We start from the raw sequence: 26,192 nt of genomic DNA, 5'->3' as shown, positions 1-26,192 counted from the left end.
GGTGCAAGCCCGGTTGTATCAACGCCGCGCGTAGGTATCTGCGTGGGTGCCCGACACTGCGCGGCAATGGATCAGGGCATCGCGGATCATGAAGTTGACCAGGGTGGGAGATACGCCCAGTTCCTTGGCAATATCTTTTTGCTGTACGCCATGCAGGCGATACATCTCGAAGGCATAACGGGTACGGCTTGGCAGCTCGGTGAGTGCCACCGCGATATGTTCCAGAGTCGAGAAATTGATCAGCGAGGTTTCCGGGGAGGCGCCGTGGATCACCACGTTCATGCCTTCTTCTTCGGTGCCGGAGTATTTTTGCTCCAGCGCCTGCTTGCGGTAGTGGTCAATTGCCAGGTTACGCACGATCTGGAACAGGTAGCTCAGTTGTGCCTTGAACGATGAAGTGATCTGCGGTGCGGACTGCAAACGGAAGAAGGCATCCTGAACCACATCTTCAGCCCGGTATCGGCAGCCCGTTATGCGGGCTGCGATTTTGACCAGGACCAGTCGGTTATCAACAAAGGCTTGAAGTAGGGGTGAGTCGCACTTGCCTGTGGACATTGGTTCCGTCATGGAGATCACCTGCTGCGAATGAGTGAGTGAGGACCTCTTCGTGGGAAGCGTCCTACACAGCTGTTCACAAGCTAGGCTTAATGATAATGATTGTCAATTGAGAAATAGAATTAATAGCGCTGCAGGTGGTGAGCTGAGACATGCCTCACGCCAGCATCGGCGTGGGCTGCGAACGCTTTGTAGCGCGATCGCAGCCCTCGGGTTTTACTTGGGCCCCAGGATCTGGACCAGTTTCTCCGGCGATGGCGCGCCTTGCTGCTGTTGCAGGTTACCTTGTGCGTCCTGGTAGAAAATGGCCGGGGTGGCGGCCACGTCCAGCTCTTCCATCAACTTGGCATTGGCATCGAGCTTGGCTTGAATGTCAGCCGGGATTTTGGCCAGGGGCTTGAGGCTACTGGCCTTGCCGGCTTTTTCGTGTTCGTGCAGGGCTTGCTGCGGGTCCTTGGCGGCCAGCAGGGCGGCAGATTTGGCCGGGCTGTCTTCGCGGATGATGCCCACCATGATATGGCGCAATTGCACTTTGCCCGAGTCAACCCAAGGGCGGGCCTGCTCCCAGAACATGTTGCAGTACGGGCAGTTGGGGTCGCTGAACAAGTACACGATACGCGGTGCATCCGCCTTGCCGTCGGCAATCCAGTTGCTCTTCTCCATTTCGCCCCAGACCTGCTTGGCCATCGGCTCGTACACCAGCTTTTGCAGCGGCGCCAGGCTCAGGTCTTTGCCGTCGGCATCATACAAATTACCCACCAGAACGTTACCGTCCTGGGTCAGGTACAGCGCCATGCCACGGTTCTGGTACTGGGCGGCATAGCCACGCAAGCCGCCGGGAGCATCGAAGCTGCCAATGATTTTTGCACCCTTGGCTTCAATCTTCTTGATCGCCGGCGGCAGCTCTTCTGCCTGCAATACAGGCGATTGCAGGAGCGCAGCTCCCAGCAGGGAGGCCATGCCCAGGGTTAGCAGTTTGCGGTTAAACATTTTTGCTCATTCCTTGCAGGGTCGACCTGTTGGGCCGACATTGAATGGTTCAGATTGAAAGGCTCCATGGCCCGGGCCAGACTGGCTTTTGACAGCTCGCCCAAATGACTGCCCAGCAGTCGACCATCAGCGCTGTAGAACAGCGTAGTCGGCAGGGCCATCGAACCGACTTTTTGTGCCAACTGGCCGCCGCTGTCGAACAGCACGTTGCTGAGGTTCAGACCCTGGGTTTCAAGGAAGGTGCTGACGCTCTGCATGCTCTCGCCCTGATTGACGAACAGGAAGGTCACGTTTTGATGTTGATGCTGGGCGTTTTGCAGCACCGGCATTTCGCGCCGGCACGGCGGGCACCAGGTGGCCCACAGATTGATCACCAGCGGGCCGCCCTGATAGCTGCTCAACTGCACCGACTCGCCATTGGCATTGCGCAATACCATTTCCGGCAGGCGCGTGCCTTTTTCGTAAAGGCTGGACGACAGGCTGGCCAGCAGCCAGAACGCCAGCCCGCTGGCCAACCCCCAACCCAGCGGGCGACGCAAACCGGCGCGGCGCCAGCCCCAGATAAGCCCACCCAGCAGTACCGCCACCAACCCCGGCCACAGTAAAAAACCGCCATCGCGCAGGTCGAGAATTTGCAGTGGGTCGTCCTTGAAGTAGCGCCAGTAGCTGAGCACAAAGCCGATGCGTGCGCTTAGCAAACCCAGTAAGAACAGGCTGAACAGCACTGATTCGGGGTTTTCACCACCGCGTTTGGCCACACGCCACCCCACCAGTGTCGCCAGGGCAAGGGCCAGTATCAGCAGCAAGTGGTTGATGGCCAGCGCAAACGAACCGATGGTCAGGGTCAGCATTTAGAGGAGTTCCCGAGTGGCGTTCCAGTTATTCAAAAAGGTCTGGGCGTTGACTTCGCCAGTGATGCGTTGTCCGCGCCGCTCAACACCATTGGGGCCGATCCAGACAAAACTGGGCGGGCCGGGTACTTGATAGCGGCTGAGCAGCTCGCGGCTGGCGACATTATCGGCGGTCACGTCAAGACGCAACAGGCGCACGCCTTGCAGGGCATCCATCACCTGGGGTTTGGCAAATACCTGCTTCTCCATGACCTTGCATGACACGCACCAGTCGGCGTAGTAGTCGAGCATCACCCATTGGCCTGCTGCCTTGGCATCTGCCAGCTCGCGGTCCAGGCTGGCCGGGTCCTTGAGGGTGATAAAGGCGTCATGGGCGGAGTTTGTCGTGCTCCCCGCCACGGTTGTGGCGGTATACACCTGCAGCGGTTGCCACAGCTCGGTCCCGCCCCCGGCCGCTCCCACCAGCAACAGGCTGCCCCACAGGCCGGCCAGCAGGCTGAGCGGGCGGAACAGCGGTTTGGCGCGAAGGAATGCCTGTGCCTGTTGCCACAGGCTGGACGCCAGAACGACCAGCAGCACGCCCCACAAACCGACCCACAAGGATTCATCGAGGACCGGGCGTACCAGCAACAGCGCAGTACCCAGGAAAAAAAAGCCGAACAGGCCTTTCATCAGGTTCATCCACGCACCGGGCTTGGGCAGGAAACGGCTGCCCACGGTGACCAGCAGCAACAACGGCACGCCAATGCCCAGGCCCATCACAAACAGCACCAGGCCACCTTCAACGGCGTTGCCGCTTTGCGCGATATACAACAGGGCACCGGCCAGCGGTGCGGTCATGCAGGGGCCCACCAGCAGGCCAGAGAGAGCACCCAGAATACCCGCACCCAGCAAGCTGCCGCCCTTGCGGCCACGCCCGGCGCTTTCCAGGCGGTCACGCAGGCCGGCAGGCAGTTGCAGTTCAAAAAAACCGAACATCGGCAGTGCCAGCACTACGAACAGGGCAGCAAAACTACCCAGCAACCAGGGTTGTTGCAGCAACGCCTGCAAGTTGGCGCCGAGCAGGGCCGCCAGCACGCCCAGCCCGGCATACACCAGCGCCATGCTGATCACATAACTGCCGGCCACGGCAAAACCGCGCCCGGCCGTGGCGCCACTGCCCACCACCAGCCCGGCCAGAATCGGCAGCATGGGCAGCGAGCAAGGCGTAAAGGCCAGCAGCAGGCCCAGGCCGAAGAACAGCAGCAGGCTCCAGCCCAGGGAGCGCTGCTGTAAGGTGGCCGCCAGCGACTGGTCCTGGGCCTGACCCTGCGCTGCGGCAGACTGCATGCCGCCCAAATCGATGGTCCGGCTTTGTGGCGGATAGCACAGGCCGGCATCGGCGCAGCCTTGCCAGCTGACCTTGACCTGACCGCTGGCACCTGCCGGAATCACTAGCGCAACGTTGTCGCGATACACCTCTGTGGCGCCAAAAAACTCATCGCTGTGTTCCAGCCCTTTAGGCAACTCGGGTGTGTGTGCGGCATCCAGCCCGTCAAACTTGAAGCGTTTTTGATACAAATAGTACTTGTCGGCTATTTTCCACTGCAGGCGGGTTTCACCAGAGGGCAGATCTTCGCTGCTGAACACAAACGCCTTGGCGACCGGAAGGAAGTCCGGCTTTTGTGCAAACGGATCTTCACTGGCATGCGCCTGGCTAAAACCGGCGACCAGCAGCAGGAGAAAGAAAAACAAACGAGACATGCGCCCAACCTTGGAGTGTACGGATACGCCACACCTTGGCGGGCGTTGATTAACCGAGTGTTAATACGCGAGAGGTTCAAGCCGGTTGAGGGCTCAGAGCAAGCAGGCGCGCAGGCGGAATTCGGACAGCAGCGGGTAGTGCTCACGCCACTCATGGGCAATCTCTTTGGCGGTAATGACTTGGGCCGGGCCCAGCTCCGACTCAAGATGATGGAGTTTGTCCTGGATATTATAGGGATTGCTCCCCCGGCCCTTTACCTGGTTGACCAGCCATAACAGGGCATACCCCCCTGTGTAATCGGCTTCGAAACCGCTGACGATATCGTTATGGGTGCCATCGCTGTTCATGCCGGTCAGGGCCAGGCCATATTGCTGGACAGCATTGATGCTGCCGGCCTGGGCTTCCTTGAGTATCCAGTGTTGAATAAGCGCAAAGTTCCGGCGGTTTTCAATGCGGTTCGCAAACCAGTTCATGGCAGGAGGATATCCACCATAGGCTGAGCTGCTGATCAGTTCATAGATGACTTCTTGGGGATCCTCGGCGCTGGCCAGCATTGTTGGGTTTTTATCGTAGAGGGTTGCCAGCAAGTATTGAGCGATGGCATGTCCTGATGCCGCCGAATGCTTTAGCCAATTCAGATCCCTGGTCAAGGCATACATGTCCAGCAGTGCTTCGGGGGTATGGACTCGCAAGCCGCTTTCGAGCTGTGCGCGCACTTTTACGTTCCACGCATCGCCGCCCAGACGCAGCATCGCGTCAATATTGCCGTGCTCCGCGGCAGCCTCGTAGAGGGGCATATACTGCGCCTTGAGGGTGATCTGCAGTCTTTCGATCATCTGTGAGGCCTGTGTTACCAGGTGCCAGTGATGCTCTTTCTGGAGACTGATTTGCGTTATCCCTGCAATTTGTCGCCTGAGCGTGGTGATCTGGGACGAGATTTCAGTAGGGCTATGCTCGATGATGCTGGCCAGTGCAAACTGAGCCTCGGCATCGCCCACCGTCGCGGGTAATTGCAAAAACTGCCGGGCATGTTCAAAGGCGCCAAGGTCGTAAAGACGCATGCCTTTTTGATGAAGTGTGGTGTAGGTGGGGAGCCCTTCGAAGAGCCACGAAAACGCATCACTGGGTGCCAGCATGTGAAGTTCCTTCAGGTTGTTGGCGAGGCGATCTCCAGCTTAGGGATGGATTGGAGTGCGAGTGCGTTACATAAATAGGCACTGTCCGCACTGCGCACAGTGCCACGAGCCACGAGCCACGGTTTGCCCAGGCATAATCGGGCCTTAATCCCATGACCTTTTAATCGGCTTATTTACGCGGGTATCAGCATGCATGTACTGGTTTGCGAAGACGACGAACTGATTGCCAGCGGCATCAAGGCCGGGCTGACGGCACAGGGGCTGACGGTTGAGCATGTGAGTACCGCCGCCGCAGCACGGGCCATGCTCAAGGCTGCCGAGTTCGACGTCATGGTGCTCGACCTGGGCCTGCCCGATGAAGATGGCCTCAAGCTGCTGCAGCAGTTGCGCCAGCAGGGCCTTGAATTGCCGGTGCTGATCCTGACTGCCCGTGACTCGGTCACCGACCGTGTCGACGGCCTGCAGGCCGGTGCCGATGACTACCTGCTCAAGCCCTTCGACCTGCGTGAACTCGCTGCCCGCCTGCATACCTTGTTGCGCAGGGTGGCCGGGCGCAGCGTCAACCTGATCGAACATGGCAGCCTGACCTACGACCCCAGCAGCCGCGTGACCCTTCTGGGCGGCCAGCCGGTGGACTTGTCCCGTCGCGAGCAGGCGCTGCTGCAAGCCTTGCTGCACAACCGTGGACGGGTGCTGTCCAGCGAGCAACTCAAGGACAGCATCTACGGTTTTGGCGACGAGCTGGAAAGCAACGCCTTGAACGTGCATATCCATCATCTGCGACGCAAATTGGGTAACGGTATCGTTGAGACCGTGCGTGGCCTGGGCTATCGCCTGGGCCCGGCCGACAGCGCAGAGTCCGAAGCACGATGAGCTTGCGTCTGCGTCTGAGCCTGACCATCGGTTCGGCGTTTGTGCTGGTGTGGGCTCTGGCTGCGGCCTGGATGCTCAGCGACCTGCGTCAGCAGATGATGTTCTCCCTCGACCAGCGCCTGGTGGCCTCGGCTCGCATGGTCGCCGGGTTGCTGGAGCAGCTGCCGCAATTGCCGGTCAAGGGCGAGGGCACCCATTTCAGTGCCGAGCAACTGACCATCCCCGGCGGCATGGCCTGCCAGGTCAGTTCGCTGCGCGGCGAGGTTCTGGCCCGCAGCCACAACAACCCTGACCAGCCGATGCAATCGCAGGCGGCGGGTTTTCATGATCAGGTCATCGATGGCGCGACCTGGCGTACTTTCACCCTGGACCGTGGCGATGTGCGTATCACCACGGCCGATCGCCAGGTCGAGCGCGAGGCCTTGAACCTGTCGGTGCTACTGGCGGCCTCGGTGCCGGTGGGCATGGCATTGATCGTCTGTTTGCTGCTGCTGTGGCTGGGGATCGGCCAGGGGCTGGCGCCACTCAACCGCATGCGCGATGCCCTGATGCGCCGTGATGCCGATTCGTTGCAGCCGTTGCACATTTCACCGTTGCCCGGCGAACTGAAACCGCTGCTCGACTCACAGAATCAGCTGTTTGCCCGTATCGCCAAGACCATCGAGCGTGAGCGTCGCCTGACCGGCGATGCGGCCCACGAGCTGCGCAGCCCGCTGACCGCGATCAAGACCCACCTGCAAGTGGCGCGCATGACCGACGGCGAGGCCCGCGAACAGTCACTGGCCCATGCCGAGGCCGGTGCCGACCGTCTGCACCGCACCCTGGAGCAATTGCTGTTGCTGGCGCGGGTCGAGGGCAGCCTGTCGTTTGACGACGGGGTCAATTGTTCGGCCGCACAGGTGGCGCATTTCGCGGTGCACGATGCGGCGGCTGGCGATGGTGAGCGTATCTGCCTGCAGCTGCCGCCCGACCTGCCGGACACGGCGCTCGAAGTGCCTTCGGTACTGGCCATCGCTGCGCTGCGCAACTTGCTGGACAACGCCTTGCGTCATACCCCGGCGGGCACCCGGGTGGAGTTGACCGTGGCCGTTGAAGGTTCACAGGTTAAATACCAGGTCCGTGACCACGGCCCCGGTATCCCTGCCGAAACCCTGCAACACATGACCCAGCGCTTCTGGCGCAATGGCAACAGCAACGGCTGCGGCCTGGGCCTGGCGATTGTTCAGGCGATTGTCGAGCGTTGCCGCTGTGAACTGAGATTCGACAGCCAGCCCGATGGTTTGCGGGTTGAATTGCGCATGCCGTTGAAAAGGAGCGCTTGAGGCGCATCCCCTGTGGGAGCGGGCTTGCTCGCGATACAGGCAACGGGGTCTTGCAGGTCGTTTGAGGTGATGCCATCGCGAGCAAGCCCGCTCCCACAATAAAAGCGACTTTCGGCCGCCCACGGTACGAATACGCTCCAATGTACTGATTTCGTTACAACTTCAGTCGGACCATGGTTTACAGTACCCGCGCTCCACTGAACCACCCGCAAACGCTTATTTGTGGAGTGATTCCATTACACACAAACAGACTCGACGGCGCATAAACGGCCCGCTTGACCTCTTGTACGGTGCTGGCACAGAACGTGCTCATGTCCCTTTGTCCGCTCTGGGTAAACATGATGTTTATCTGGTCCAGGGACCCCGTACAAGAACAATAAAGAGGATGATTCATGCAAAATCACCGACCTGATACCCAGGAACCGGAGCTGCAACGCAGCCTGTCCAATCGCCATATCCAGCTGATCGCCATTGGCGGGGCCATCGGTACCGGTCTGTTCATGGGCTCGGGCAAGACCATCAGCCTCGCCGGTCCCTCGATCATCTTCGTCTACATGATCATCGGCTTTATGTTGTTTTTCGTGATGCGTGCCATGGGCGAGCTGTTGCTGTCCAACCTCAAGTACAAATCCTTTATCGACTTCTCCGCAGACCTGCTGGGCCCCATGGCCGGATACTTCACCGGCTGGACCTACTGGTTCTGCTGGATTGTGACCGGCATTGCCGATGTGATCGCGATCTCCGGCTATACCCATTTCTGGTTCCCCGATATCCCGTTATGGCTGCCTGCCATCGGCTGCGTCGCGTTGCTGCTGTCACTGAACCTGATCACGGTGAAGATGTTCGGCGAACTGGAGTTCTGGTTTGCCATGATCAAGATCGTGGCCATTTGCGCACTGGTCTGCACCGGGCTGTATATGGTGACCACGGCGTTTCAGTCACCCACCGGCAATTCGGCATCGCTGGCCAACCTGTGGAATGACGGCGGCATGTTCCCCCATGGGCTGATGGGCTTTTTCGCCGGTTTCCAGATTGCCGTGTTTGCCTTTGTCGGCATCGAGCTGGTGGGCACCACTGCGGCGGAGACCAAAAACCCGGAGCGCAACCTGCCGCGGGCGATCAACTCGATTCCGCTGCGTATCATCATGTTCTACGTGTTTGCGCTGATTGCGATCCTGGCGGTCACCCCGTGGCGTGATGTGGTGGCTGACAAAAGCCCGTTCGTTGAACTGTTCATGCTCGCCGGTTTGCCCGCAGCCGCAGGCATCATCAATTTCGTGGTGTTGACCTCGGCAGCGTCTTCGGCCAACAGCGGTGTGTTCTCCACCAGCCGCATGCTGTTTGGTCTGGCAATGGATGGCGACGCGCCGAGCAAGTTCAAGAACCTGTCGAGCCGTGCGGTACCGTCCAATGGCCTGATCTTCTCCTGCATCTGTCTGCTGGCGGGCGCGCTGGTGATTTATGTGGTGCCCAACCTGATGGAGGCCTTCACCCTGATCACCACGGTATCGGCCACCTTGTTCATGTTTGTGTGGACCATGATCCTGCTGTCCTACCTGGCCTATCGTAAAAAGCGCGATCACCTGCACCGTGCCTCGAAGTACAAAATGCCGGGTGGCAAGTTCATGGTCTGGGTGTGCCTGACCTTCTTCGTGTTTATCCTGACTTTGCTGGCGCTGGAAGATGACACTCGCCAGGCGCTGTACATGGTGCCGGTGTGGTTTGTGGTGCTGGGCCTGGGCTATCGCACGGTGCTGCGCAACAAGCAGGAGGCTGCGGACCTGGCTTGCCAGACCGACTGATGGCCGCTTCACGACATTGATTCTGCCCGGGGGGCGGCACAGGGCGTGCCGCCCCTCGTTGTTTGCTGTCAGGGAGTGCCAGGCCATGCGAATTCACGTTACCTTCAAAGACCGCGTCGGCATCACCCAGGAAATCCTGATGCTGCTGGGCGCGCGCAATCTCAACCTGGACGCGGTGGAGATGAGCCCGCCGAATGTCTATATCGATGCACCCACTCTGTCGCAAAAAGTGCTGGAGGAACTCCACCACGCCTTGCTGGGGGTAGCAGGGGTGCAGGCTGTGGACCTGGTGGACATCCTCCCGGGCCAGCGCCGCCGCCTGCAACTGGAGGCCTTGCTGGCCGCCATGAGCGACCCGGTGACGGCGGTGGATCCCGACGGCTGCGTGCTGCTGGCCAACCCCGGGCTGACGGATCTTTATGGCAGCGACCCCACCGGTGAGCCGTTGTCGAATCTGTTCGCGGCCCCTGACCTGGCCCGTACCCTGATCGATAAAGGCTTTCGCCTGCCCATGTGCGAAGTGAATTTCAAGGGTCGCGACCTGCTGCTCGATGCCACGCCCATCAGCGGCGGCAGGGATGTTCTGGTGGGCGGGCTGTTGACCCTGTATCCGCCGAGCCGTATCGGCGAGCGGCTGGCGTCCTTGTTGCGCGACCCGGCTGAAGGGCTGGAGGCATTGCTCGGCAAGTCACTTGTGCTGGAAGAACTCAAGACGCGGCTGCACAAAGTGGCGAGCCTGGATGCGCCGCTGCTGATCCAGGGCGAAACCGGCACCGGCAAGGAACTGGTGGCCCACGCCTGTCATGCCATGAGCGCCCGCCGCGATGCGTCGTTCCTGGCCTTGAACTGTGCAGCGCTGCCCGAGAGCCTGGCCGAAAGCGAGTTGTTCGGCTATGCCGCCGGGGCCTTTACCGGTGCCCAGCGTGGCGGCAAACCGGGGCTGCTGGAGTTGGCAGACCGTGGCACGGTGTTTCTCGATGAGGTGGGGGAGATGTCTCCGTACCTGCAAGCCAAGCTGCTGCGGTTTCTCAGCGACGGCTGCTTTCGACGTATCGGCGGCGAGCGCGAAGTGCGGGTCAATGTGCGGGTGCTCTGCGCGACCCACCGCGACCTGGAGCGCATGGTGAGGGAGGGGACTTTCCGTGAGGATCTGTATTACCGTCTTAACGTCCTCAATTTGCTGGTGCCACCGTTGCGCGACCGTGGCATGGACATTCTGCTGTTGGCCGAACACTTTCTGCGCCAGGCCTGCGAACAGATTCACCGCTCGCCCTGTCAACTGGCTGTGGCGACCCACCCGCTGTTGCTGGGCAATCGCTGGGCGGGCAATGTTCGGCAACTGCAAAACGTCATCTTCCGCGCGGCAGCCACCAGCGAGGGCGATGTGATTGATTGTGGGGATCTGGAACTGGCGGGTACCGAGCTGACCGGCCAAAAGGCGGCCAGCGAAGAAGTGACCAGCCTGGAAGCGGCGGTGCAAGGCTTTGAAAAAACCTTGCTGGAGCGTTACTACGTGGCCTATCCATCGACCCGGCAGTTGGCCTCCAGGCTGCAGACGTCGCATACCGCCATTGGCCAGCGGTTGCGTAAATACGGCATAACCTCGCGTTCGTAACCCGCACCGCTGAACGGTAGATACTCTGTTGTAGATCAAGCCCTATTGTGGGAGCGAGCCTGCTCGCGAACGACCTTCGCGAGCAGGCTCGCTCCCACAGTTGCAGTTTTTCCTGTAGCCGCTGAGCTCCTCAGCGGCTGCATTCAGTGCGCGCAGCGTACGTTGGTTCGAGTGGTGTGATTCTGCTCCAGTGGAATGATTTCGCTCCGTACCCATCCTGACCCCGCCCTTGCGGGATCAACCCGCCAGACCCTCTCCAGAGCTGGAGCAGTTTCACTCCACTGCTTTCGTCACAATGCGTTCTTTTTTATTTAAGTTATTGATTTTAAAGGTTTTTTAAAACTTGGCATTGCCTTTGCTCTTGTCCTGTCAGTTGCGTCTGTTCGTCCTGCACCAGGACACATTGATAACAAGAGAAAAGTACATGAGCACTCTGCGTTTTACTCCTGAACACGAATGGCTGCGCCTGGAAGCATCGGGCCATTTGACCGTTGGCATTACCGACTTTGCCCAGCAGGCACTGGGTGATGTGGTGTTTGTGCAGGTACCCGAGCTGGGGGCGTTCGAGGCAGGTCACGAAGTGGCCGTGCTGGAGTCGGTCAAGGCAGCCAGCACTATCACCATGCCGCTCACCGGAGAGGTGGTGGCCGTTAACCAGGCTCTGGCCGATGACCCGGCACTGGTCAATGCCTCACCCATGGGCGAAGGCTGGTTCTTTCGTATTTGCATCGAAGACATGTCGGCTTTCAACGATCTGCTCGACCAGCAGGCCTATGACGCCTTTGTTGCCGAAAACGGCTGATATCGCCGCGCAGGCATTGCTTGAATCTCTAATAAAAAGGAAATCCCTCATGTTCCATAAAAGCCTGACCCTGTCCGATTTCGACCCCGCCCTGTTCGACGCCATTACCCGCGAGGCGCAACGTCAGGAAGAGCATATCGAACTGATCGCCTCGGAGAACTACACCAGCCCGCAAGTAATGCAGGCCCAGGGCACCGAGCTGACCAACAAATACGCCGAAGGCTACCCGGGCAAGCGTTATTACGGCGGCTGTGAGCACGTTGATGTGGTCGAACAACTGGCCATCGACCGCGCCAAACAATTATTCGGCGCAGGCTATGCCAACGTCCAGCCGCACTCCGGCTCACAAGCCAACGCGGCGGTGTACCTGGCGTTGCTGCAAGCAGGCGACACTCTTCTGGGCATGAGCCTGGCTCACGGCGGCCACCTGACTCATGGAGCCAAAGTCAGTTCATCGGGCAAACTGTACAACGCGGTGCAATACGGCACCGACGCCAATGGCCTGATCGACTATGACGAGGTCGAACGCCTGGCCCTGGAACATCGGCCCAAAATGATCGTGGCCGGGTTCTCGGCCTACTCCAAGACCCTGGATTTCCCGCGTTTTCGTGCCATTTCCGACAAGGTCGGGGCGTATCTGTTTGTGGACATGGCCCATGTCGCCGGGCTGGTGGCGGTCGGTTTGTACCCCAACCCGCTGCCTTACGCCGATGTGGTCACCACCACCACCCACAAGACCCTGCGCGGGCCGCGGGGCGGGCTGATTCTGGCCAGGGCTGATGCCGATCTGGAGAAAAAACTCAACTCGGCAGTATTCCCCGGCGGGCAGGGCGGCCCTCTGATGCATGTAATCGCGGCCAAGGCGGTGTGCTTCAAGGAGGCGCTGGAACCAGGCTTCAGGGACTACCAGTTCCAGGTGATCAAGAATGCCCAGGCCATGGCTGAAGTGTTCAAGCAGCGCGGCTATGACGTGGTTTCCGGCGGCACCGACAACCACCTGTTTCTGGTCAGCCTGATCCGCCAGGGCATTACCGGCAAGGATGCCGACGCAGCACTGGGCCGTGCCCATATCACTGTCAACAAAAACGCTGTGCCCAACGATCCGCAGTCACCGTTCGTGACCTCGGGCCTGCGTATCGGCACCCCGGCGGTGACCACCCGTGGCTTGCAGGTACCCGAGTGCCGTGCGCTGGCCACCTGGATCTGCGACATCCTCGACCATCCGGGCGATGCGGCGATCGAGGCCCGGGTTGCCCGTCAGGTCGGCGAGCTGTGCGCACTGTTTCCAGTGTATTCGGCCTGAATGCATACCCGTGTGGAGCCAAGCCATGAATGCACCATTGCCTGTTACCAGCCGCCCGCAGCCCTTGCAGACCGGGGTAAAACTGCGGGGAGCCGAGAAGGTGGCGCGTATCCCGGTGAAGATCCTGCCCACCGAAGAAATCCCGCGCAAGCCAGAGTGGATCCGCGTGCCCATTGCCACCTCGCCCGAGGTGGCACGGGTCAAGGCGCTGCTGCGTAAGCACAAGCTGCACAGTGTGTGCGAAGAAGCGGCCTGTCCAAACCTGGGCGAGTGTTTTTCGGGCGGTACTGCGACCTTTATGATCATGGGTGATATCTGCACCCGGCGCTGCCCGTTCTGCGACGTGGGGCACGGCCGGCCCAAACCTCTGGACAGGGACGAGCCGAAAAACCTGGCGATTGCCATTGCCGACCTGGGCCTCAAGTATGTGGTGATCACTTCGGTGGACCGTGATGACTTGCGCGACGGCGGCGCGCAGCACTTTGTCGATTGCCTGCGTGAAATCCGCAAGCTGTCGCCCGGTGTGCAACTGGAAACCCTGGTGCCCGACTATCGCGGGCGCATGGATGTGGCGCTGGCGATCACTGCGCAGGAGCCCCCCGATGTGTTCAACCACAACCTGGAAACCGTACCGCGACTGTATAAAGCCGCACGCCCGGGGTCGGATTTCGGGTGGTCACTGGATTTGCTGCAGAACTTCAAACACCGGGTGCCCCATGTGCCGACGAAGTCGGGGCTGATGCTGGGGCTGGGCGAGACGGACGAAGAGGTGATCGAAGTGATGCGGTGCATGCGCGAGCATGAGGTCGACATGCTGACCCTGGGCCAGTACCTGCAACCTTCGCGCAGCCACCTGGCGGTACAGAGGTTTGTGCACCCTGACACCTTCGCCTGGTTTGCCGAAGAAGGGTTGCGCATGGGCTTCAAAAACGTCGCCTCGGGGCCGTTGGTGCGCTCCTCCTATCATGCCGACAAGCAGGTACTTAACACCTTGTAGCAGCTGCCGGAGGAACGAGGCTGCGTTCGGCGGCGCAGCCGTCGTAAAACCGGATACAGCGGTGTGTCAGACAAGTGCCGGATTCAGGTTTTACGGGCGCTGCGCACCCGAACGCAGCCTCGTTCCTTCGGCAGCTGCTACGGTACGTGGCGTTCAATCCTTATTCAGTGCCTTGATGATCGCTTCAAAGTTGCCCTGCAACTCAGTCACGGGATCGGTGCCATCGGCACCGATCACCACCAGCGTGCTGCCACCCTCGGCAATGGCTTTTTGTACTTCGGCTGAAGGCTGGCGATGGTCCAGCACCAACGCCACTTCATTGTTTTTCAGGGTTTGGGTCAACCCTTGCAGTAATTCAGGTGTCCAGGTTTCATCACCCTTGTGATTGACCTCGACCCGCTCCAGATTCAACCCGCCAATCAGGTAATCCAATCGGTCGGACAGGCTCACCACACTCAAGTTGTCCGCCTGGGCCAACTGCGCTTCGCTGTCGGCGCTGAGCTTGAGCAGGCGCTGCTTGAGGCTCGCCAGATTGGCTTCGATCTGCGGCTTGGCATCCGGTGCCAAACGCACCAGATCGGCAGCGATCACATCCGCCATGCGCCCCATATTGTTGCTGGTCAGCCACGGTTGGCTATTGAGGCCATCGACATGAACACCTGGTTGCACGGCAATGCCCGGCAGGCTGCCGTCCACCGGCCGCGCCGCGTCCACTTCAACAATGCGGATATTGCTGCGCCGCGCCATCGGGTATAGCGGATCGTCGCTCCACACGGAGCGCAGGCCGATCACCGCATCGGCTTCTGTGGCCAGCGAGTGCAGGGCCGGGGCACCACGGCTGCTGAAATAGGCACTCTGGCGGCTGCCCGGCAGGTTGGCCGGTGCTGCCCGTTGCAGTTTCACGCCGCTGTCCTTGAGCAGCAGTTCGCTCAACCCAAAGGTAATCGGCAGGCTGGCCAGTACGGTGGTTTCGGCCAGCACCGGGGTGCTCAACAGACCGGTGAGGGCCAGGGCGAGGGTCAGTTTACGCAGAGTGAACATTTATCCAATATTCCCTTTCAGGCTGGGCACCACGCCACGGGCGATGGCGGCGAGGGCGAAGGCGATGCCGGCCATCAGAATTATCGCGGCACCGGACGGGATCGGCAGGTCAAACACGATGGGCAGCAGAATGCCGCACAGGGTGCTGACGGTGGCGATCAGCACCGAGATCCAGAAAAACCCCTTCAGCGACTGGCTGAGCAATCGTGCCGCCGCCGCAGGAATCACCAGCAGGGCGCCGACCAGAATCGCGCCGATAACTTTAACGGCGGCGACGGTGATCAGCGTCACCAGAATCACGAACAGGTAGTCCAGCGCCTTCACGGCCACCCCGCGTACAGCGGCCAGTTGCGGGTTGAAGCTGGCCAGCATGATGCGGTTGTACAGCGGCAAGCTGAGGCCCAGCACCAGCGCGCCGACCACGGCCAGTACCAGCAGGTCGTTACCGTTGACCGTCAATACCGAACCGAACAGCACGTTTTCGAGGATATGCACGTTGATCTTGCCGGCCAGAATCAGCAGCAGGCTCGCGCCTAGGGCCAGCGACACCGAGAGGAACACTCCGATCAGCGTATCCGGTGCCAGCCCGGTGCGGTTGCGCAGGTAGTTGAGCGAAATCCCGAACAGCAGGCAGTAGCCGAACAGGCTGCCATAGGGGCCGGTGTAGGGTTCGCCGAGCAGGATGCCGATGGCCACGCCGGTCAGTGCGGCATGGCCCACGGCCTCGGAAAAAAACGCAAAACGCTTGACCACTACCAGGGTGCCCAGGCCGCCCAGCACGGGGCCGATCAGCAAGCCTGCGAGCAGGGCGTTGACCACAAAGCCATACGCCAGTACTTCTGGCAGATAACCGGCAGACGCCCAGCCCTGGACTAGCAAGCGGAAGGCTTCGTAACTCATGAAAGGGCGCTCCCGTGAGCCTTGGGATGGGTCGAAAACAGCGTGAGCAAACGTTCCGGGCTCAGGGTTTGTTCCGGCGGCCCGTCGAACAGCACCTGGCGGTTGAGCCCGGTGACACGCTCGGCCAGGCGCTTGACGGCGGCCAGGTCGTGTTCGATCCACACCACCGTGACCCCGGCCCGGCGCCAGTCTGTCAGCAGCCGCTCAAACACCTGGGCACCGGCTTCGTCCAGGGCCGACATGGGTTCATCCAGCACCAGCAATTGCGGTGCCGGGATCAGGCCCTGGGCCAGCAGCACCCGCTGGCGTTCACCACCGGACAGCGCGCCCATGCGCCGCTTGCGTTTATCTTGCATGCCCACCCGTTCCAGCGCTTCGCCGATGGCCGGGGCGACCTTGCGCGACAACCCCATAAAGGCCGGGCGACGCTGGCACATGGCGGCCATAAAATCATCGACGGTCATCGGCAGGCCACGGTCGAATTCCAGTGCCTGGGGCACATAACCGATCAGCCCCGGCTCACCGGGCCAGTTCAGGCACAGGCGACCCTGATGGGGCATTTGCCCCAATAGCGTCTTGATCAGCGAACTTTTACCGCCGCCGTTGGGCCCTACCAGGGCATGCACACTGCCAGGGCGGATGCTGAAGCTGACATGATCGAGAATGGGCGTGCGCCCCAGGGTCAGCGACACCTGGTCAAACTCCACCCCCGGCCCGCAGGCCGTGACGCAGAGGCGTTCGGCGGCGGTCATGCGCCGGCCTCCTGGATTGCCCGGACCACAGTATTGAGGTTGCCGGTCATTTCTTTTTCGTACTTGTCGGCGCTGTAGTCACCGTAGGAAATATGCGACAGCGGGTACAGCCTGACCCCTGACTCGCGCTGGATGGTGTCGACGTAAGTGGACGGGAAATCCATCTCGGAGAAGATCACCTTCACATCCAGTTCGCGCAATTGGTCGATGGTTTTCTTCAGTTGGCTGGGGCTGGGCTCGATACCGTGGGCAGGTTCGACCACAGCCGTCACTTCCAGGCCAAACTCGCGCAGCAGATAGTCGTAAGCCGCGTGCACCGTGGCTACGCGCAGGTCGGCATTGGGCGCCTGGGTCAGTTTGGCCAGGGCATCTGCGCGCATCTGGCGCAGGCGTTTGCCGTAGGCGCGGGCATTGGCGGTGTAAGCCTTGGCGTTGGCCGGGTCGAGCTTGCCCAGTTCACGGGCAATGTTGTTGACCTGAGCGATCGAGGCGCTGATGGACAGAAAGGTATGCGGGTTGACCACCTTGCCTGCACCCCGTGCCGCGTTACCCGTGGCGGCCAGCAGCGGTACGTTCTGGTTGGCCTCGATCACCGGGATCTGCGGTTTTTCGCTGGCCTCGATCATGCGGTCGGCGAAGTCATCATGGCCCACACCATTGAGCACGATGACATCCAGGGTGCCGATGCGCTTGATGTCTTCAGCGCGGGGCTCGTAGGCGTGCGGGTTGAACCCGGCCGGAATCAGCGGCACCACTTCAGCCCTGTCACCGACGATGTTTTTCACATAGCTGTAGTAAGGGTGCAGGGTGATGCCGATACGCAGCGGCTTGGCCAGGGGCGCGGGCGCGGTGTCGGCGCTGACCAGGGGAGGCAGGCAAAGGGCGAACAGGCTGGCCAGCAACAGGGTGCGGCGGCGCAATACAGATGAAATCGACATGGCGAGCAGTCTTCTCTCAGGGCAAGCGGTGGGTTCAGTGGCGGTGCTGACGGGTAACCCCGGCATCGAATTGCGCGATCACTTGTTGCCAGCCACTCTGGTTGAGGGCGGCATCGTCAAGGACGGCAGGGACACTGGCGCCGGGATTGCGGTTAAGCCACACGTCCGGTTGGTCGCCAATGCGCAGCAGAAACGAGCCTGCCACTTCAGGGCTGGGGCTCAGGCCCAGGTACGCCTGCTCGCCGAGCAACTGCCAGGCGTGGTTGCCACGGCTCACCGAACTGGCGTCTTGGCCAAAGGGCGCGAAGCCTTCTTCGGCCAGTTGCGCGGGTTGGGGCAGGGCGGCGGACTCTTCGCGCAGCAGCAGGATTTCGTCCAGGGTGACCCGCAGATCGGCATAGATCCCTTGTTCGGCGGCATTCAGGTCGCGGCGCGCATCCAGCTGATGGGCCGCCACCGACGTCACCTCGCTGGATTCATGACGCCAGGCCACCACCGAGCCGGCCACGGTCACAATCAGCAGGCACAACAGCAGCACATACAGGGTTTCATGCCCCGCCCCGGCCGGGCGTACGACTTGAGTACTCATGGGGCCTCGATATCGGCTTGGTCGATTTCAACGATATGCCCAGGGCCGGCGTCGAAGAGCACATAAAACTCGGCATCCGGACGTTTGAAGGTCAGGGTCGAATCGGCCCCCAGCTTGCCGGGTACCAGGATGGTTTCGTCGTAGCCGATCACGTCCAGGGTCACCCCCGGTGCGCCGCTGCCATCAGAAAACCCGCCGGTGCAGCGGATTTGTCCGTCTTCAATGGCCTTGCATTCGCACATCGGGTTGTGGGCCTGTGCCTGGCTGCAAACGCCGATCAAGGCGATCAGGGCCGTTGCCAGGGCAGGTGTTTTAAACAGGCGCGCATGCATTATTTCGCTCCTCGTTGGGCCAGCCAGGCGAGGGTTGCCGGTGAGGCCTGGCTCAGGGGAATGGCGGCCTGGTGCATGGAGCCGTCCCACCCTTCGAGGGTGATCCACAGCTCGGCATCGGCCTTGGTGCGTTCCGGGATGGGCAGGGTGGCGCCCATGCGATAAGGCGTGCCGAAGAAAATCACCCCGGCGGCGCGCAGGCTGCGCGGTTTGCCGATACGCAGGTAGGCGGCCTTGACCTGATCGATGCAGGTGTCACACAGGGCCGCGTTAAAACTTTTCATATAACCTGCCGGGCCATCGGGGCGCGGGGCCTCGTTGCGCAACTCGGCCAGTTGCAGGCTCCAGGGGCCGACCTGCACGGTGCCGATGTCGCGCTCGCCCAGGCCGCTGTCGCCGCGAAACAGGGAAGCGTCGGCAAAGTACTTGGGCATAAAGCCCAGCGGCACCAGTAACAGCAGGACATTGATGTGAAAGCGCCATTTGTGCCACAGCCGGCTCAGGGTGGACGCAGGCTGTGCAGCCGCTGCCTTGCTCATACATTGGCCTCTTCGTGCTGTGGTTTATGCGCCGAGACGGCGGCTGCCCGCCGGGGTTTTTCGCTGCGTTTGAGGGCATTGGCGGTGGCCAGGGCCGTCCGTTTGGTCCAGATCAACAGGCCGCTCAACACCATCATGCTGAGAATCAGGCCGAAGAAGAACCAGATCAGCTTGACCCACAACCCGCCAAAATCGCCGGTGTGCAGCGGGCGCATGGACTCGGTCACCAGCTCCAGCCCGGAGCGGTCGGCAATCATCCGTGAGCCTTCGATTGCGCCGTTGTACGGGTTGATGTCGGCAGTCTGGAACAGCAGCGGGTACCAGCCCGGGCCGCCCACTTCGATATGCCCGTAGGCATTGCTCGGCAGGCTGACAAAGCTGGCTTCCAGCCCCGGGATGTTGTCGGCGGCAATCTTGACCGCCTGATCGAGGCTGATCTGCGGTGCTGGCTTGCCGTCCGGCATAAGCGGCACATCCTGGCGGGCCACAACCGGCGGGTTGCCTGCGGTCGAGATGGAGATCTGGTTATCGAACATGAAAGCCTGGATCAGGAACCACAGGCCGGTGATGGAAATCACTGCAATAAACCAGATCGACCAGATGCCGCACAGGCGATGAAAATCCCCCCAAAAAATCCGCGCCCCGTGTTTGAAACGCAGGTTGGGCTTGAAAAAGCCTTTCCAGAACTTCTTGTAGACCACCAGCCCGGTGATCAGCGATGCCAGCAGCGGCAGGCCGAGGAATGACACCAGGTACCAGCCCCAGCTATAGCCGTTGGTAAAGGGCACCAGCCACCAGCCGTGGAGGGCGCGGGTAAAGGCCTTGAAGTCAAAGCTGGGGCTTTCGCCCTGGATCACCCCGGTATAGGGACTGATATACAACGATGGCGAGCGGCCGTCCGGGTACACCACGCTGGCCACCAGGGCAAAGTGCGACTCGTCCGGGCGGCTGATCGACTGTACGGCCAGCGTCGGTTCGGCCTTGTGAATGGCGCTCAGTACCTGCTCGTAAGTCAGCAGGGGTGCATCATCGGCCGGTTGTGTGGCACGGGCCTCGGGGGTGGCCAGCCAGACGATCTCCTGGCTGACCACAGCCAGTGTGCCGGTCACGCAGACAATCAGCACAAAGAACCAGATGGGCAGGGTCATCCAGCTGTGAACCAGGAACCAGAGTTTTGAACGGGATTTTTTGGACATGGGAAACGGCAAACTCGCGGCGGGGCGGGTGTGTAATCGCCATTGAGAAGCGATTGCTTATCCATGTAGGACGGATGAGAAGAGCAAAACCCGAAGCTAGATATGTAAAAAATTGTTTCTTGTTCTCATTCGCCTGTAGCAGCTGACGAGCGGAACGAGGCTGCGTTCGGCAGCTGCTACAAGGGCCAGTATCACCCTAGCGACCGACCCTGCTTCCAATACCCCATCAAGGTCAGCCCCTTGCGGTCCATGCCGCACTCATGGACGAAAAACCGCCTGATCGCCATCACCGCCATCGATTCCCCGGCTACCCAGGCATAAAACTCATTGTGTTTGGCGCTGGCCCGCTCCCATAGGCGCTGGTTATCCAGATCCAGCTCTTGCAGTTCAGCGCACGCCCGGGCCTGCATGCGTCTGGGCGGCAGGCTGGCCAGTTCGCGGGCGGCCAGGAGCATGCCATCGCCATGCTGTTTGCCCAGGCTGGCACGCGGCAACCAGTGCACCTTGGTATTCGGGCCACAGAGCAAGGGCTGGCAGTCGGCTTCTTGAGGAACTTCAATAAAGGCCTGGACCTGGGGGGAGTCGGGGTGCAGGGCAAGTTCTTCAAGGATGCCGGCAATGGCTGGCAGCGCAGTTTCGTCGCCGATCAGCAACAGTTTGCGCATGCCTTGCGGTGGCTGCCATTCATAGCCACCGGGGTCGTCGGTGCAGGCTGCATTGGGCGCTGCGATCTGCAGGCGATCCCCCGCCTTGGCCTGGCTAGCCCAGCGTGTGGCAGGGCCGGTGACGCCGTGGAGGACGAAGTCGATATCCAGTTCGCCGGCCTCTGTGCGCAGGTTGCGAAGGGTGTAGGAGCGCATGGGTGGCACTGACTCGGGGCTCATATCCCGCAGGGGCGCTCGCCAGTCGCTCTGTTTGGGCAGGTTGGCGGTGGCGCCGTTGGCGCTGGGGAACAGTAGCTTGACCCGTTGGTCGGGTGCCAGGGTGCGCATCAGCGCCACATCGCTACCGCTGAACACAAAGCGCGTCAGTGACGGGCTCAAGGTGATGCGGTGCTTGAGCTGGATATCGAACAGACGATATCCCGCAGGCTTGCTCAGACGATTGCGCAGGTTTTGCACCAGGGTGGCAGCGGCGGACATAACAGCACCTCAATAGCAGGAGTCGTCTTGTATAACGAGCCATTGCGCGCCGAATTTAAGGGGCTGGGGGTTAGGCGCCGAACCCGATCTGTGCAATCAGCCACAGGTTGGCGCAACTGATGACTGCAAACAGAAACCACGCCAGCAGCCGCGTCGGCAGTCGGTTGGCAAACGGGCCCATAAGTCGTTTGTCGCTGGTCATGCGGATCAGCGGGTACAGGGCAAAGGGCAGTTGCAGGCTGAGTACCACCTGGCTGAGGATCAGCAGCTTGCCCACCGCATCGTCGCCCATCAGCCACACGCCCAGGAATGCAGGCACCAGTGCCAGCCCGCGGGTGATCAGGCGCCGTTGCCAGCAGGGAATCTTCAGGTTCAGATAGCCCTCCATGATCACTTGCCCGGCAATGGTGCCGGTGAATGTCGAGCTTTGCCCCGAGGCCAGCAATGCCACGCCGAACAGGATGCTGGCCATGGCTCCGCCCACCAGCGGGTCGAGCATGCGGTAGGCGTCCTGGATCTCGACCACGTCGGTATTGCCGGTCTGGTGGAAAGCGGCCGCAGCGAGGATCAGGATGGCGGCATTGACCAGCAGCGCCAGGGCCAGGGAGCCGATGGTGTCGATGCGTGAAAGGCGTACGGCATCCAGTTTGCTGGCGTAGTCGCTGCCGGTCAGGCGTGTCTGGACGATGGAGCTGTGCAGGTACAGGTTGTGCGGCATCACGGTGGCGCCAATGATGCCGATGGCGATGTACAGCGGTGCTGCGTCGCTGATGGCCGACAGTGACGGTTTGAAGCCCTCGAACACGTCGGGCCAGTAAGGTTTGATCAGTACCAGTTCGACAAAAAAACAACCGACGATAGTCATCACCAGCGCCAGCATGATCGCTTCAAGTCGGCGAAATCCCCTCCCTTGCAAGGCCAGCACCAGCAAGGTGTCGAAGGCAGTGAGGGCGATGCCGGTGGTCAGCGAGCAGCCCAGCAGCAGATGGAACGCCAGCGCGCAGCCGAGTACTTCGGCCAGGTCGGTGGCGATGATCGAGATTTCCGCCAGCAGCCATTGCACCCGCGCCGAGCGCTTGCTGTAGCGCTCACGGCACAGCTGCGCCAGATCGCGGCCGGTGGCGATGCCAAGGCGCGAACACAGGCATTGCACGGCCATGCCCGCGAGGCTGGCGAGCAGTACCACAAACAGCAGGTGGTAGCCGTAACGTGAGCCGGCTTCGATGGCGGTGGCCCAGTTGCCAGGGTCCATATAGCCGATGCTGATCAGCAGGCCGGGCCCGGCAAAGCGCAGCACGCGCCTGAAAAACGGCGCGCTGGCGTCGACGGGCACGCTGCCACTGACTTCGGAGGGGCAGAAGGGCGCAGTGGCGGTTGTTGGCAGGCGGAATTTCAAGCGCAGGCTCCGGGTCAGGCAGGGTGGGGCAATGGCACCGGGGTGAGAACGGGTTTGCCGGCAAAAAACGCCCGCAGGTTATCGACCACCAATTGCACCGTGGCTTCGACCGCGTCGGGTGACTGGCCGGCCACATGCGGGGTCATGACCACGTTGCCGAGGGTCTTGAGCGGGTCGGGCACCCGCGGTTCGTCTTCAAACACATCCAGCCCGGCCCCGGCGATTTTGCCGGCGGTCAGGGCGCTGATCAGCGCCTGGGTATCGACCACACTGCCGCGGGCAATATTGATCAGGTAGCCCTCGCTGCCCAGGGCGTCCAGCACACGGGCGTTGACCAGGTGATGGGTGGCGCTGCCACCGGGGGTGGCGATCATCAGGAAATCCACCGCAGCGGCCAGTTCCAGCACGCTGGCACAGTAGGTGTAGGGCGAGTCGGGGTGCGGCTGGCGGCTGTGGTAGCGGATGCTCATGTCAAAGCCGTGGGCCGCACGTTTGGCGATGGCAGCGCCGATGGCGCCGAGGCCGATAATGCCCATGCGTTTGCCCGACAGTGACGGCTGGCGCACCTTGACCCATTCATTGCGGCGGATGCTGGCGTCGGCCTGGGGGATGCCGCGCACCACGGACAACAGCAGCGCCATGGCGTGGTCGGCAACCGATGAAGCATTGGCCCCGGCGCCAAAAGTCACGGTAATGCCCAGGTTGCTGGCGGCCTGCAAATCGACCTGTTCGAAGCCGGCGCCGATCACGCAGATGATTCGGAGCAGGGGCAGGGCGGCCATTTCATCGGCCTGCAAGCCCAGCGGGCCGCGAGTCAGCACGGCGTCGATGCGGGCGCCGTGTCGGGCTATGGCTTCGGCGCGACTGGCGGGGGTGGGCGCAAGGATCAGCTCGTAGCCCTGGTTCTCCAGCATATGCAGGTAATCGTTAACGCTCTCTACCAGCACCAGCACAACGTGGGGCATAGGTCTCTCCAGTCAGGGGATGTCGGGAATGAGCCGAGATTAACACCGGTATAGGCTGTTTTTCCCCGTATCAATTCGATACAAACGCTCTATTACAGCTTTTTTCAACCGTGTGGCGGCCGGGCTGAGTCCTGTACTGGAGCCGGGCCGGGTCGGCCTGTTACCATTCGCCCTTTGTTTTATCTTCACTTCGAGACCGCCCATGACCACCGTTCGCACGCGCATTGCGCCATCGCCTACCGGCGACCCCCACGTCGGCACCGCTTACATTGCTTTGTTCAACTACTGCTTTGCCAAGCAGCATGGCGGCGAATTCATCCTGCGGATCGAAGATACCGACCAACTGCGCTCGACCCGCGAGTCCGAGCAGCAGATCTACGATGCCCTGCGCTGGCTGGGTATCACCTGGAGTGAAGGCCCGGACGTCGGCGGCCCGCACGGCCCGTACCGTCAGAGCGAACGTAGCGACATTTACAAGAAATACACCCAGCAACTGGTGGATATGGGCCATGCGTTCCCGTGCTTCTGCACGAGTGAAGAGCTGGACCAGATGCGCGCCGAGCAAATGGCCAAGGGCGAGACCCCGCGCTACGACGGTCGTGCGCTGCTGTTGTCCAAGGAAGAAGTGGCTGAACGCCTGGCCGCTGGCGAACCTCACGTAATCCGCATGAAAGTGCCGACCGAGGGCGTCTGCGTAGTACCGGATCTGCTGCGCGGCGACGTTGAAATCCCGTGGGACCGCATGGACATGCAAGTCCTGATGAAAACCGACGGCCTGCCGACCTACTTCCTGGCCAACGTGGTCGACGATCACCTGATGGGCATCACCCACGTACTGCGTGGCGAAGAGTGGCTGCCATCGGCACCCAAACTGATCCTGCTGTATGAATACTTCGGCTGGGAACAACCGCAGCTGTGCTACATGCCGCTGCTGCGCAACCCGGACAAGAGCAAGCTGTCCAAGCGCAAGAACCCGACTTCGGTGACTTTCTACGAGCGCATGGGCTTTATGCCTGAAGCGATGCTCAACTACCTGGGCCGCATGGGCTGGTCGATGCCGGACGAGCGCGAGAAGTTCTCGCTGCAGGAAATGGTCGACAACTTCGATCTGAGCCGTGTATCGCTGGGCGGGCCGATTTTCGACGTTGAAAAGCTGTCCTGGCTCAATGGCCAATGGCTGCGTGATTTGCCGCTGGACGAGTTCGCCAGCCGCGTACAGCAATGGGCGCTGAACCCCGAGTACATGATGAAAATCGCGCCGCTGGTACAGGGCCGTGTCGAGACGTTCAGCCAGATTGCACCGCTGGCCGGGTTCTTCTTCTCCGGCGGCCTGCAACTGGATGCCAAGCTGTTTGAGCACAAGAAGCTGTCCAACGAGCAAGTGCGTCAATTGATGCAGTTGATCCTGTGGAAGCTGGAAAGCCTGCGTCAGTGGGAAAAGGACGCCATCACCGGCAGCATCCAGGCCGTGGTTGAAAGCTTGGAGTTGAAGCTGCGTGATGCCATGCCGCTGATGTTTGCCTCGATCACGGGGCAGGCCAGCTCTGTGTCGGTGCTGGACGCCATGGAAATCCTGGGGCCGGACCTGACCCGTTTCCGTCTGCGTCAGGCGCTGGACCTGCTGGGTGGCGTGTCCAAGAAAGAAAACAAAGAGTGGGAAAAGCTGTTTAACACGATTGGTTAACAGGGCGTAAAAAACCGTAGCAGCTGCCGAAGGAACGAGGCTGCGTTCGATTGCGAAGCAATCGTAAAATCTAAATGCACGGTTTTTCAGTCAAATCGAGCATTCTGCATTTACGACGGCTATGCCGCCGGACGCAGCCTTCGGCAGCTGCTACAAGGTTTTGGTTGGGGTTTGGCCCCGTATTTACGGGGCGGGAAGGGTAAGTGGTTGTTCTCACGGCAAATTTTTTTAAAAAAGTTTAAAAATAAGTTTGACAGCCTACCCATCCAGTCTTAATATGCGCCCCGTCAACACAGCAACACGAAACAAGCAGAACGCAACACAGCAACACAGCAACACCCAATACTGAAAGTTTGGGGCTATAGCTCAGCTGGGAGAGCGCTTGCATGGCATGCAAGAGGTCAACGGTTCGATCCCGTTTAGCTCCACCAATTTACTGTTCAATGCCTGGCCACACCGGCATTGAATCGACCAGCACTCAGCGCTGGTCAATGTTAGAAGGGTTTGTGTCCCCTTCGTCTAGTGGCCTAGGACACCGCCCTTTCACGGCGGTAACAGGGGTTCGAGTCCCCTAGGGGACGCCAGTTTTACAGAAGCAGCACTTCGGTGATGCTCCGCCGCCAGGCGATAAATCGGGGCTATAGCTCAGCTGGGAGAGCGCTTGCATGGCATGCAAGAGGTCAACGGTTCGATCCCGTTTAGCTCCACCAATTTACAGTTCAATGTCG

At 60.8% G+C, this 26,192-nt stretch carries 24 protein-coding genes and 3 tRNA genes; 11 read left to right on the top strand and 16 right to left on the bottom strand.

Features of this window, described 5'->3' with window-relative positions:
• Positions 1-18: 18 nt before the first annotated feature.
• From FHL07_RS20065 to FHL07_RS20045, 5 genes are all read right to left on the bottom strand, one after another.
• Positions 19-567 (bottom strand): RNA polymerase factor sigma-70, encoded by a 549-nt coding sequence (locus FHL07_RS20065; protein WP_095002740.1) that lies wholly within the window; start codon positions 565-567, stop codon positions 19-21.
• A 204-nt stretch (positions 568-771) separates the two neighbouring features.
• Complete coding sequence (dsbG, locus tag FHL07_RS20060; RefSeq protein WP_095002739.1) at positions 772-1,545, bottom strand: thiol:disulfide interchange protein DsbG; 774 nt, start codon at positions 1,543-1,545, stop codon at positions 772-774.
• Complete coding sequence (locus FHL07_RS20055) at positions 1,524-2,396, bottom strand: TlpA disulfide reductase family protein (RefSeq protein ID WP_095002738.1); 873 nt, start codon at positions 2,394-2,396, stop codon at positions 1,524-1,526. Before FHL07_RS20055 ends, dsbG begins: the two co-directional genes overlap by 22 nt.
• The gene (gene dsbD, locus FHL07_RS20050; RefSeq protein ID WP_138738838.1) at positions 2,397-4,139 is read right to left on the bottom strand and encodes a protein-disulfide reductase DsbD; all 1,743 of its coding nucleotides are present in this window, start codon (positions 4,137-4,139) and stop codon (positions 2,397-2,399) included.
• Between the two features lie 93 nt (positions 4,140-4,232).
• On the bottom strand, positions 4,233-5,276 hold the full coding sequence (locus FHL07_RS20045) for a hypothetical protein (RefSeq protein WP_138738837.1): 1,044 nt from the start codon (positions 5,274-5,276) through the stop codon (positions 4,233-4,235).
• A 189-nt stretch (positions 5,277-5,465) separates the two neighbouring features.
• Here FHL07_RS20045 and FHL07_RS20040 point away from each other — a divergent pair, with 189 nt between their 5' ends.
• From FHL07_RS20040 to lipA, 7 genes are all read left to right on the top strand, one after another.
• The gene (locus FHL07_RS20040) at positions 5,466-6,149 is read left to right on the top strand and encodes a response regulator (protein ID WP_095002735.1); all 684 of its coding nucleotides are present in this window, start codon (positions 5,466-5,468) and stop codon (positions 6,147-6,149) included.
• Positions 6,146-7,471 (top strand): ATP-binding protein, encoded by a 1,326-nt coding sequence (locus FHL07_RS20035; protein ID WP_095002734.1) that lies wholly within the window; start codon positions 6,146-6,148, stop codon positions 7,469-7,471. Before FHL07_RS20040 ends, FHL07_RS20035 begins: the two co-directional genes overlap by 4 nt.
• A gap of 392 nt (positions 7,472-7,863) precedes the next feature.
• Positions 7,864-9,273 carry a D-serine/D-alanine/glycine transporter gene (gene cycA / locus FHL07_RS20030; RefSeq protein WP_095002733.1) on the top strand — a complete coding sequence of 470 codons (1,410 nt, stop codon included), beginning with the start codon at positions 7,864-7,866 and terminating at the stop codon, positions 9,271-9,273.
• A gap of 85 nt (positions 9,274-9,358) precedes the next feature.
• Complete coding sequence (locus FHL07_RS20025) at positions 9,359-10,888, top strand: sigma-54-dependent transcriptional regulator (protein ID WP_138738836.1); 1,530 nt, start codon at positions 9,359-9,361, stop codon at positions 10,886-10,888.
• Positions 10,889-11,312: 424 nt separating this feature from the next.
• The gene (gene gcvH / locus FHL07_RS20020; RefSeq protein WP_095002731.1) at positions 11,313-11,690 is read left to right on the top strand and encodes a glycine cleavage system protein GcvH; all 378 of its coding nucleotides are present in this window, start codon (positions 11,313-11,315) and stop codon (positions 11,688-11,690) included.
• Between the two features lie 49 nt (positions 11,691-11,739).
• Positions 11,740-12,993, top strand: a complete 1,254-nt coding sequence (glyA, locus tag FHL07_RS20015) for a serine hydroxymethyltransferase (protein ID WP_095025031.1) — start codon at positions 11,740-11,742, stop codon at positions 12,991-12,993.
• Positions 12,994-13,018: 25 nt separating this feature from the next.
• On the top strand, positions 13,019-13,990 hold the full coding sequence (lipA, locus tag FHL07_RS20010) for a lipoyl synthase (RefSeq protein WP_130871716.1): 972 nt from the start codon (positions 13,019-13,021) through the stop codon (positions 13,988-13,990).
• A 153-nt stretch (positions 13,991-14,143) separates the two neighbouring features.
• On the opposite strand, the gene FHL07_RS20005 is transcribed toward lipA, so the two are convergent.
• From FHL07_RS20005 to FHL07_RS19955, 11 genes are all read right to left on the bottom strand, one after another.
• On the bottom strand, positions 14,144-15,031 hold the full coding sequence (locus tag FHL07_RS20005) for a metal ABC transporter solute-binding protein, Zn/Mn family (protein ID WP_138738835.1): 888 nt from the start codon (positions 15,029-15,031) through the stop codon (positions 14,144-14,146).
• The gene (locus tag FHL07_RS20000) at positions 15,032-15,931 is read right to left on the bottom strand and encodes a metal ABC transporter permease (RefSeq protein WP_095018972.1); all 900 of its coding nucleotides are present in this window, start codon (positions 15,929-15,931) and stop codon (positions 15,032-15,034) included. It abuts the gene before it with no gap.
• Positions 15,928-16,683 carry a metal ABC transporter ATP-binding protein gene (locus FHL07_RS19995; protein ID WP_095025034.1) on the bottom strand — a complete coding sequence of 252 codons (756 nt, stop codon included), beginning with the start codon at positions 16,681-16,683 and terminating at the stop codon, positions 15,928-15,930. The genes FHL07_RS20000 and FHL07_RS19995 overlap by 4 nt, the downstream gene beginning before the upstream one ends.
• A complete protein-coding gene (locus FHL07_RS19990; RefSeq protein ID WP_095032205.1) occupies positions 16,680-17,621 on the bottom strand; it encodes a metal ABC transporter substrate-binding protein in 942 nt (313 codons plus the stop codon). The genes FHL07_RS19995 and FHL07_RS19990 overlap by 4 nt, the downstream gene beginning before the upstream one ends.
• A 34-nt stretch (positions 17,622-17,655) precedes the next feature.
• Positions 17,656-18,210 (bottom strand): DUF6162 family protein, encoded by a 555-nt coding sequence (locus FHL07_RS19985; RefSeq protein ID WP_138738834.1) that lies wholly within the window; start codon positions 18,208-18,210, stop codon positions 17,656-17,658.
• Positions 18,207-18,542 carry a hypothetical protein gene (locus FHL07_RS19980; RefSeq protein WP_095002723.1) on the bottom strand — a complete coding sequence of 112 codons (336 nt, stop codon included), beginning with the start codon at positions 18,540-18,542 and terminating at the stop codon, positions 18,207-18,209. Before FHL07_RS19980 ends, FHL07_RS19985 begins: the two co-directional genes overlap by 4 nt.
• Positions 18,542-19,081 carry a thiamine pyrophosphate-binding protein gene (locus FHL07_RS19975; RefSeq protein WP_095002722.1) on the bottom strand — a complete coding sequence of 180 codons (540 nt, stop codon included), beginning with the start codon at positions 19,079-19,081 and terminating at the stop codon, positions 18,542-18,544. Before FHL07_RS19975 ends, FHL07_RS19980 begins: the two co-directional genes overlap by 1 nt.
• On the bottom strand, positions 19,078-20,277 hold the full coding sequence (locus tag FHL07_RS19970; RefSeq protein WP_095002721.1) for a PepSY-associated TM helix domain-containing protein: 1,200 nt from the start codon (positions 20,275-20,277) through the stop codon (positions 19,078-19,080). The genes FHL07_RS19975 and FHL07_RS19970 overlap by 4 nt, the downstream gene beginning before the upstream one ends.
• Positions 20,278-20,468: 191 nt before the next feature.
• Complete coding sequence (locus FHL07_RS19965) at positions 20,469-21,419, bottom strand: siderophore-interacting protein (protein ID WP_138738833.1); 951 nt, start codon at positions 21,417-21,419, stop codon at positions 20,469-20,471.
• 70 nt (positions 21,420-21,489) lie between these two features.
• Entirely contained in the window at positions 21,490-22,815 is a 1,326-nt protein-coding gene (locus FHL07_RS19960; protein ID WP_095002719.1) for an Nramp family divalent metal transporter, read from the bottom strand.
• Positions 22,816-22,829: 14 nt separating this feature from the next.
• On the bottom strand, positions 22,830-23,780 hold the full coding sequence (locus FHL07_RS19955) for a 2-hydroxyacid dehydrogenase (protein ID WP_095024076.1): 951 nt from the start codon (positions 23,778-23,780) through the stop codon (positions 22,830-22,832).
• 202 nt (positions 23,781-23,982) lie between these two features.
• Between FHL07_RS19955 and gltX the strand changes: the two genes are divergently transcribed.
• From gltX to FHL07_RS19935, 4 genes are all read left to right on the top strand, one after another.
• Positions 23,983-25,464 (top strand): glutamate--tRNA ligase, encoded by a 1,482-nt coding sequence (gltX, locus tag FHL07_RS19950; protein ID WP_130871711.1) that lies wholly within the window; start codon positions 23,983-23,985, stop codon positions 25,462-25,464.
• A 355-nt stretch (positions 25,465-25,819) separates the two neighbouring features.
• Positions 25,820-25,895: transfer RNA gene (locus FHL07_RS19945), tRNA-Ala, on the top strand.
• A gap of 77 nt (positions 25,896-25,972) precedes the next feature.
• Positions 25,973-26,048: transfer RNA gene (locus FHL07_RS19940), tRNA-Glu, on the top strand.
• A 50-nt stretch (positions 26,049-26,098) separates the two neighbouring features.
• A tRNA-Ala gene (locus tag FHL07_RS19935) sits at positions 26,099-26,174 on the top strand.
• The last annotated feature ends 18 nt before the right edge of the window (positions 26,175-26,192 follow it).

It is taken from the genome of Pseudomonas sp. FSL W7-0098, from assembly GCF_005930585.1.
In the GTDB taxonomy this organism is placed as follows: Bacteria; Pseudomonadota; Gammaproteobacteria; order Pseudomonadales; family Pseudomonadaceae; genus Aquipseudomonas; species Aquipseudomonas bubulae.
The sequence above is the reverse complement of the archived record's forward strand: the minus strand, read 5'-3'. Positions and strand labels throughout refer to the sequence as shown.

Coding starts and splice junctions, on each gene's coding strand:
- FHL07_RS20065 (WP_095002740.1), bottom strand. CDS start 567: ATGACGGAACCAATGTCCACAGGCAAGTGCGACTCACCCCTACTTCAA.
- dsbG (WP_095002739.1), bottom strand. CDS start 1,545: ATGTTTAACCGCAAACTGCTAACCCTGGGCATGGCCTCCCTGCTGGGA.
- FHL07_RS20055 (WP_095002738.1), bottom strand. CDS start 2,396: ATGCTGACCCTGACCATCGGTTCGTTTGCGCTGGCCATCAACCACTTG.
- dsbD (WP_138738838.1), bottom strand. CDS start 4,139: ATGTCTCGTTTGTTTTTCTTTCTCCTGCTGCTGGTCGCCGGTTTTAGC.
- FHL07_RS20045 (WP_138738837.1), bottom strand. CDS start 5,276: ATGCTGGCACCCAGTGATGCGTTTTCGTGGCTCTTCGAAGGGCTCCCC.
- FHL07_RS20040 (WP_095002735.1), top strand. CDS start 5,466: ATGCATGTACTGGTTTGCGAAGACGACGAACTGATTGCCAGCGGCATC.
- FHL07_RS20035 (WP_095002734.1), top strand. CDS start 6,146: ATGAGCTTGCGTCTGCGTCTGAGCCTGACCATCGGTTCGGCGTTTGTG.
- cycA (WP_095002733.1), top strand. CDS start 7,864: ATGCAAAATCACCGACCTGATACCCAGGAACCGGAGCTGCAACGCAGC.
- FHL07_RS20025 (WP_138738836.1), top strand. CDS start 9,359: ATGCGAATTCACGTTACCTTCAAAGACCGCGTCGGCATCACCCAGGAA.
- gcvH (WP_095002731.1), top strand. CDS start 11,313: ATGAGCACTCTGCGTTTTACTCCTGAACACGAATGGCTGCGCCTGGAA.
- glyA (WP_095025031.1), top strand. CDS start 11,740: ATGTTCCATAAAAGCCTGACCCTGTCCGATTTCGACCCCGCCCTGTTC.
- lipA (WP_130871716.1), top strand. CDS start 13,019: ATGAATGCACCATTGCCTGTTACCAGCCGCCCGCAGCCCTTGCAGACC.
- FHL07_RS20005 (WP_138738835.1), bottom strand. CDS start 15,031: ATGTTCACTCTGCGTAAACTGACCCTCGCCCTGGCCCTCACCGGTCTG.
- FHL07_RS20000 (WP_095018972.1), bottom strand. CDS start 15,931: ATGAGTTACGAAGCCTTCCGCTTGCTAGTCCAGGGCTGGGCGTCTGCC.
- FHL07_RS19995 (WP_095025034.1), bottom strand. CDS start 16,683: ATGACCGCCGCCGAACGCCTCTGCGTCACGGCCTGCGGGCCGGGGGTG.
- FHL07_RS19990 (WP_095032205.1), bottom strand. CDS start 17,621: ATGTCGATTTCATCTGTATTGCGCCGCCGCACCCTGTTGCTGGCCAGC.
- FHL07_RS19985 (WP_138738834.1), bottom strand. CDS start 18,210: ATGAGTACTCAAGTCGTACGCCCGGCCGGGGCGGGGCATGAAACCCTG.
- FHL07_RS19980 (WP_095002723.1), bottom strand. CDS start 18,542: ATGCATGCGCGCCTGTTTAAAACACCTGCCCTGGCAACGGCCCTGATC.
- FHL07_RS19975 (WP_095002722.1), bottom strand. CDS start 19,081: ATGAGCAAGGCAGCGGCTGCACAGCCTGCGTCCACCCTGAGCCGGCTG.
- FHL07_RS19970 (WP_095002721.1), bottom strand. CDS start 20,277: ATGTCCAAAAAATCCCGTTCAAAACTCTGGTTCCTGGTTCACAGCTGG.
- FHL07_RS19965 (WP_138738833.1), bottom strand. CDS start 21,419: ATGTCCGCCGCTGCCACCCTGGTGCAAAACCTGCGCAATCGTCTGAGC.
- FHL07_RS19955 (WP_095024076.1), bottom strand. CDS start 23,780: ATGCCCCACGTTGTGCTGGTGCTGGTAGAGAGCGTTAACGATTACCTG.
- gltX (WP_130871711.1), top strand. CDS start 23,983: ATGACCACCGTTCGCACGCGCATTGCGCCATCGCCTACCGGCGACCCC.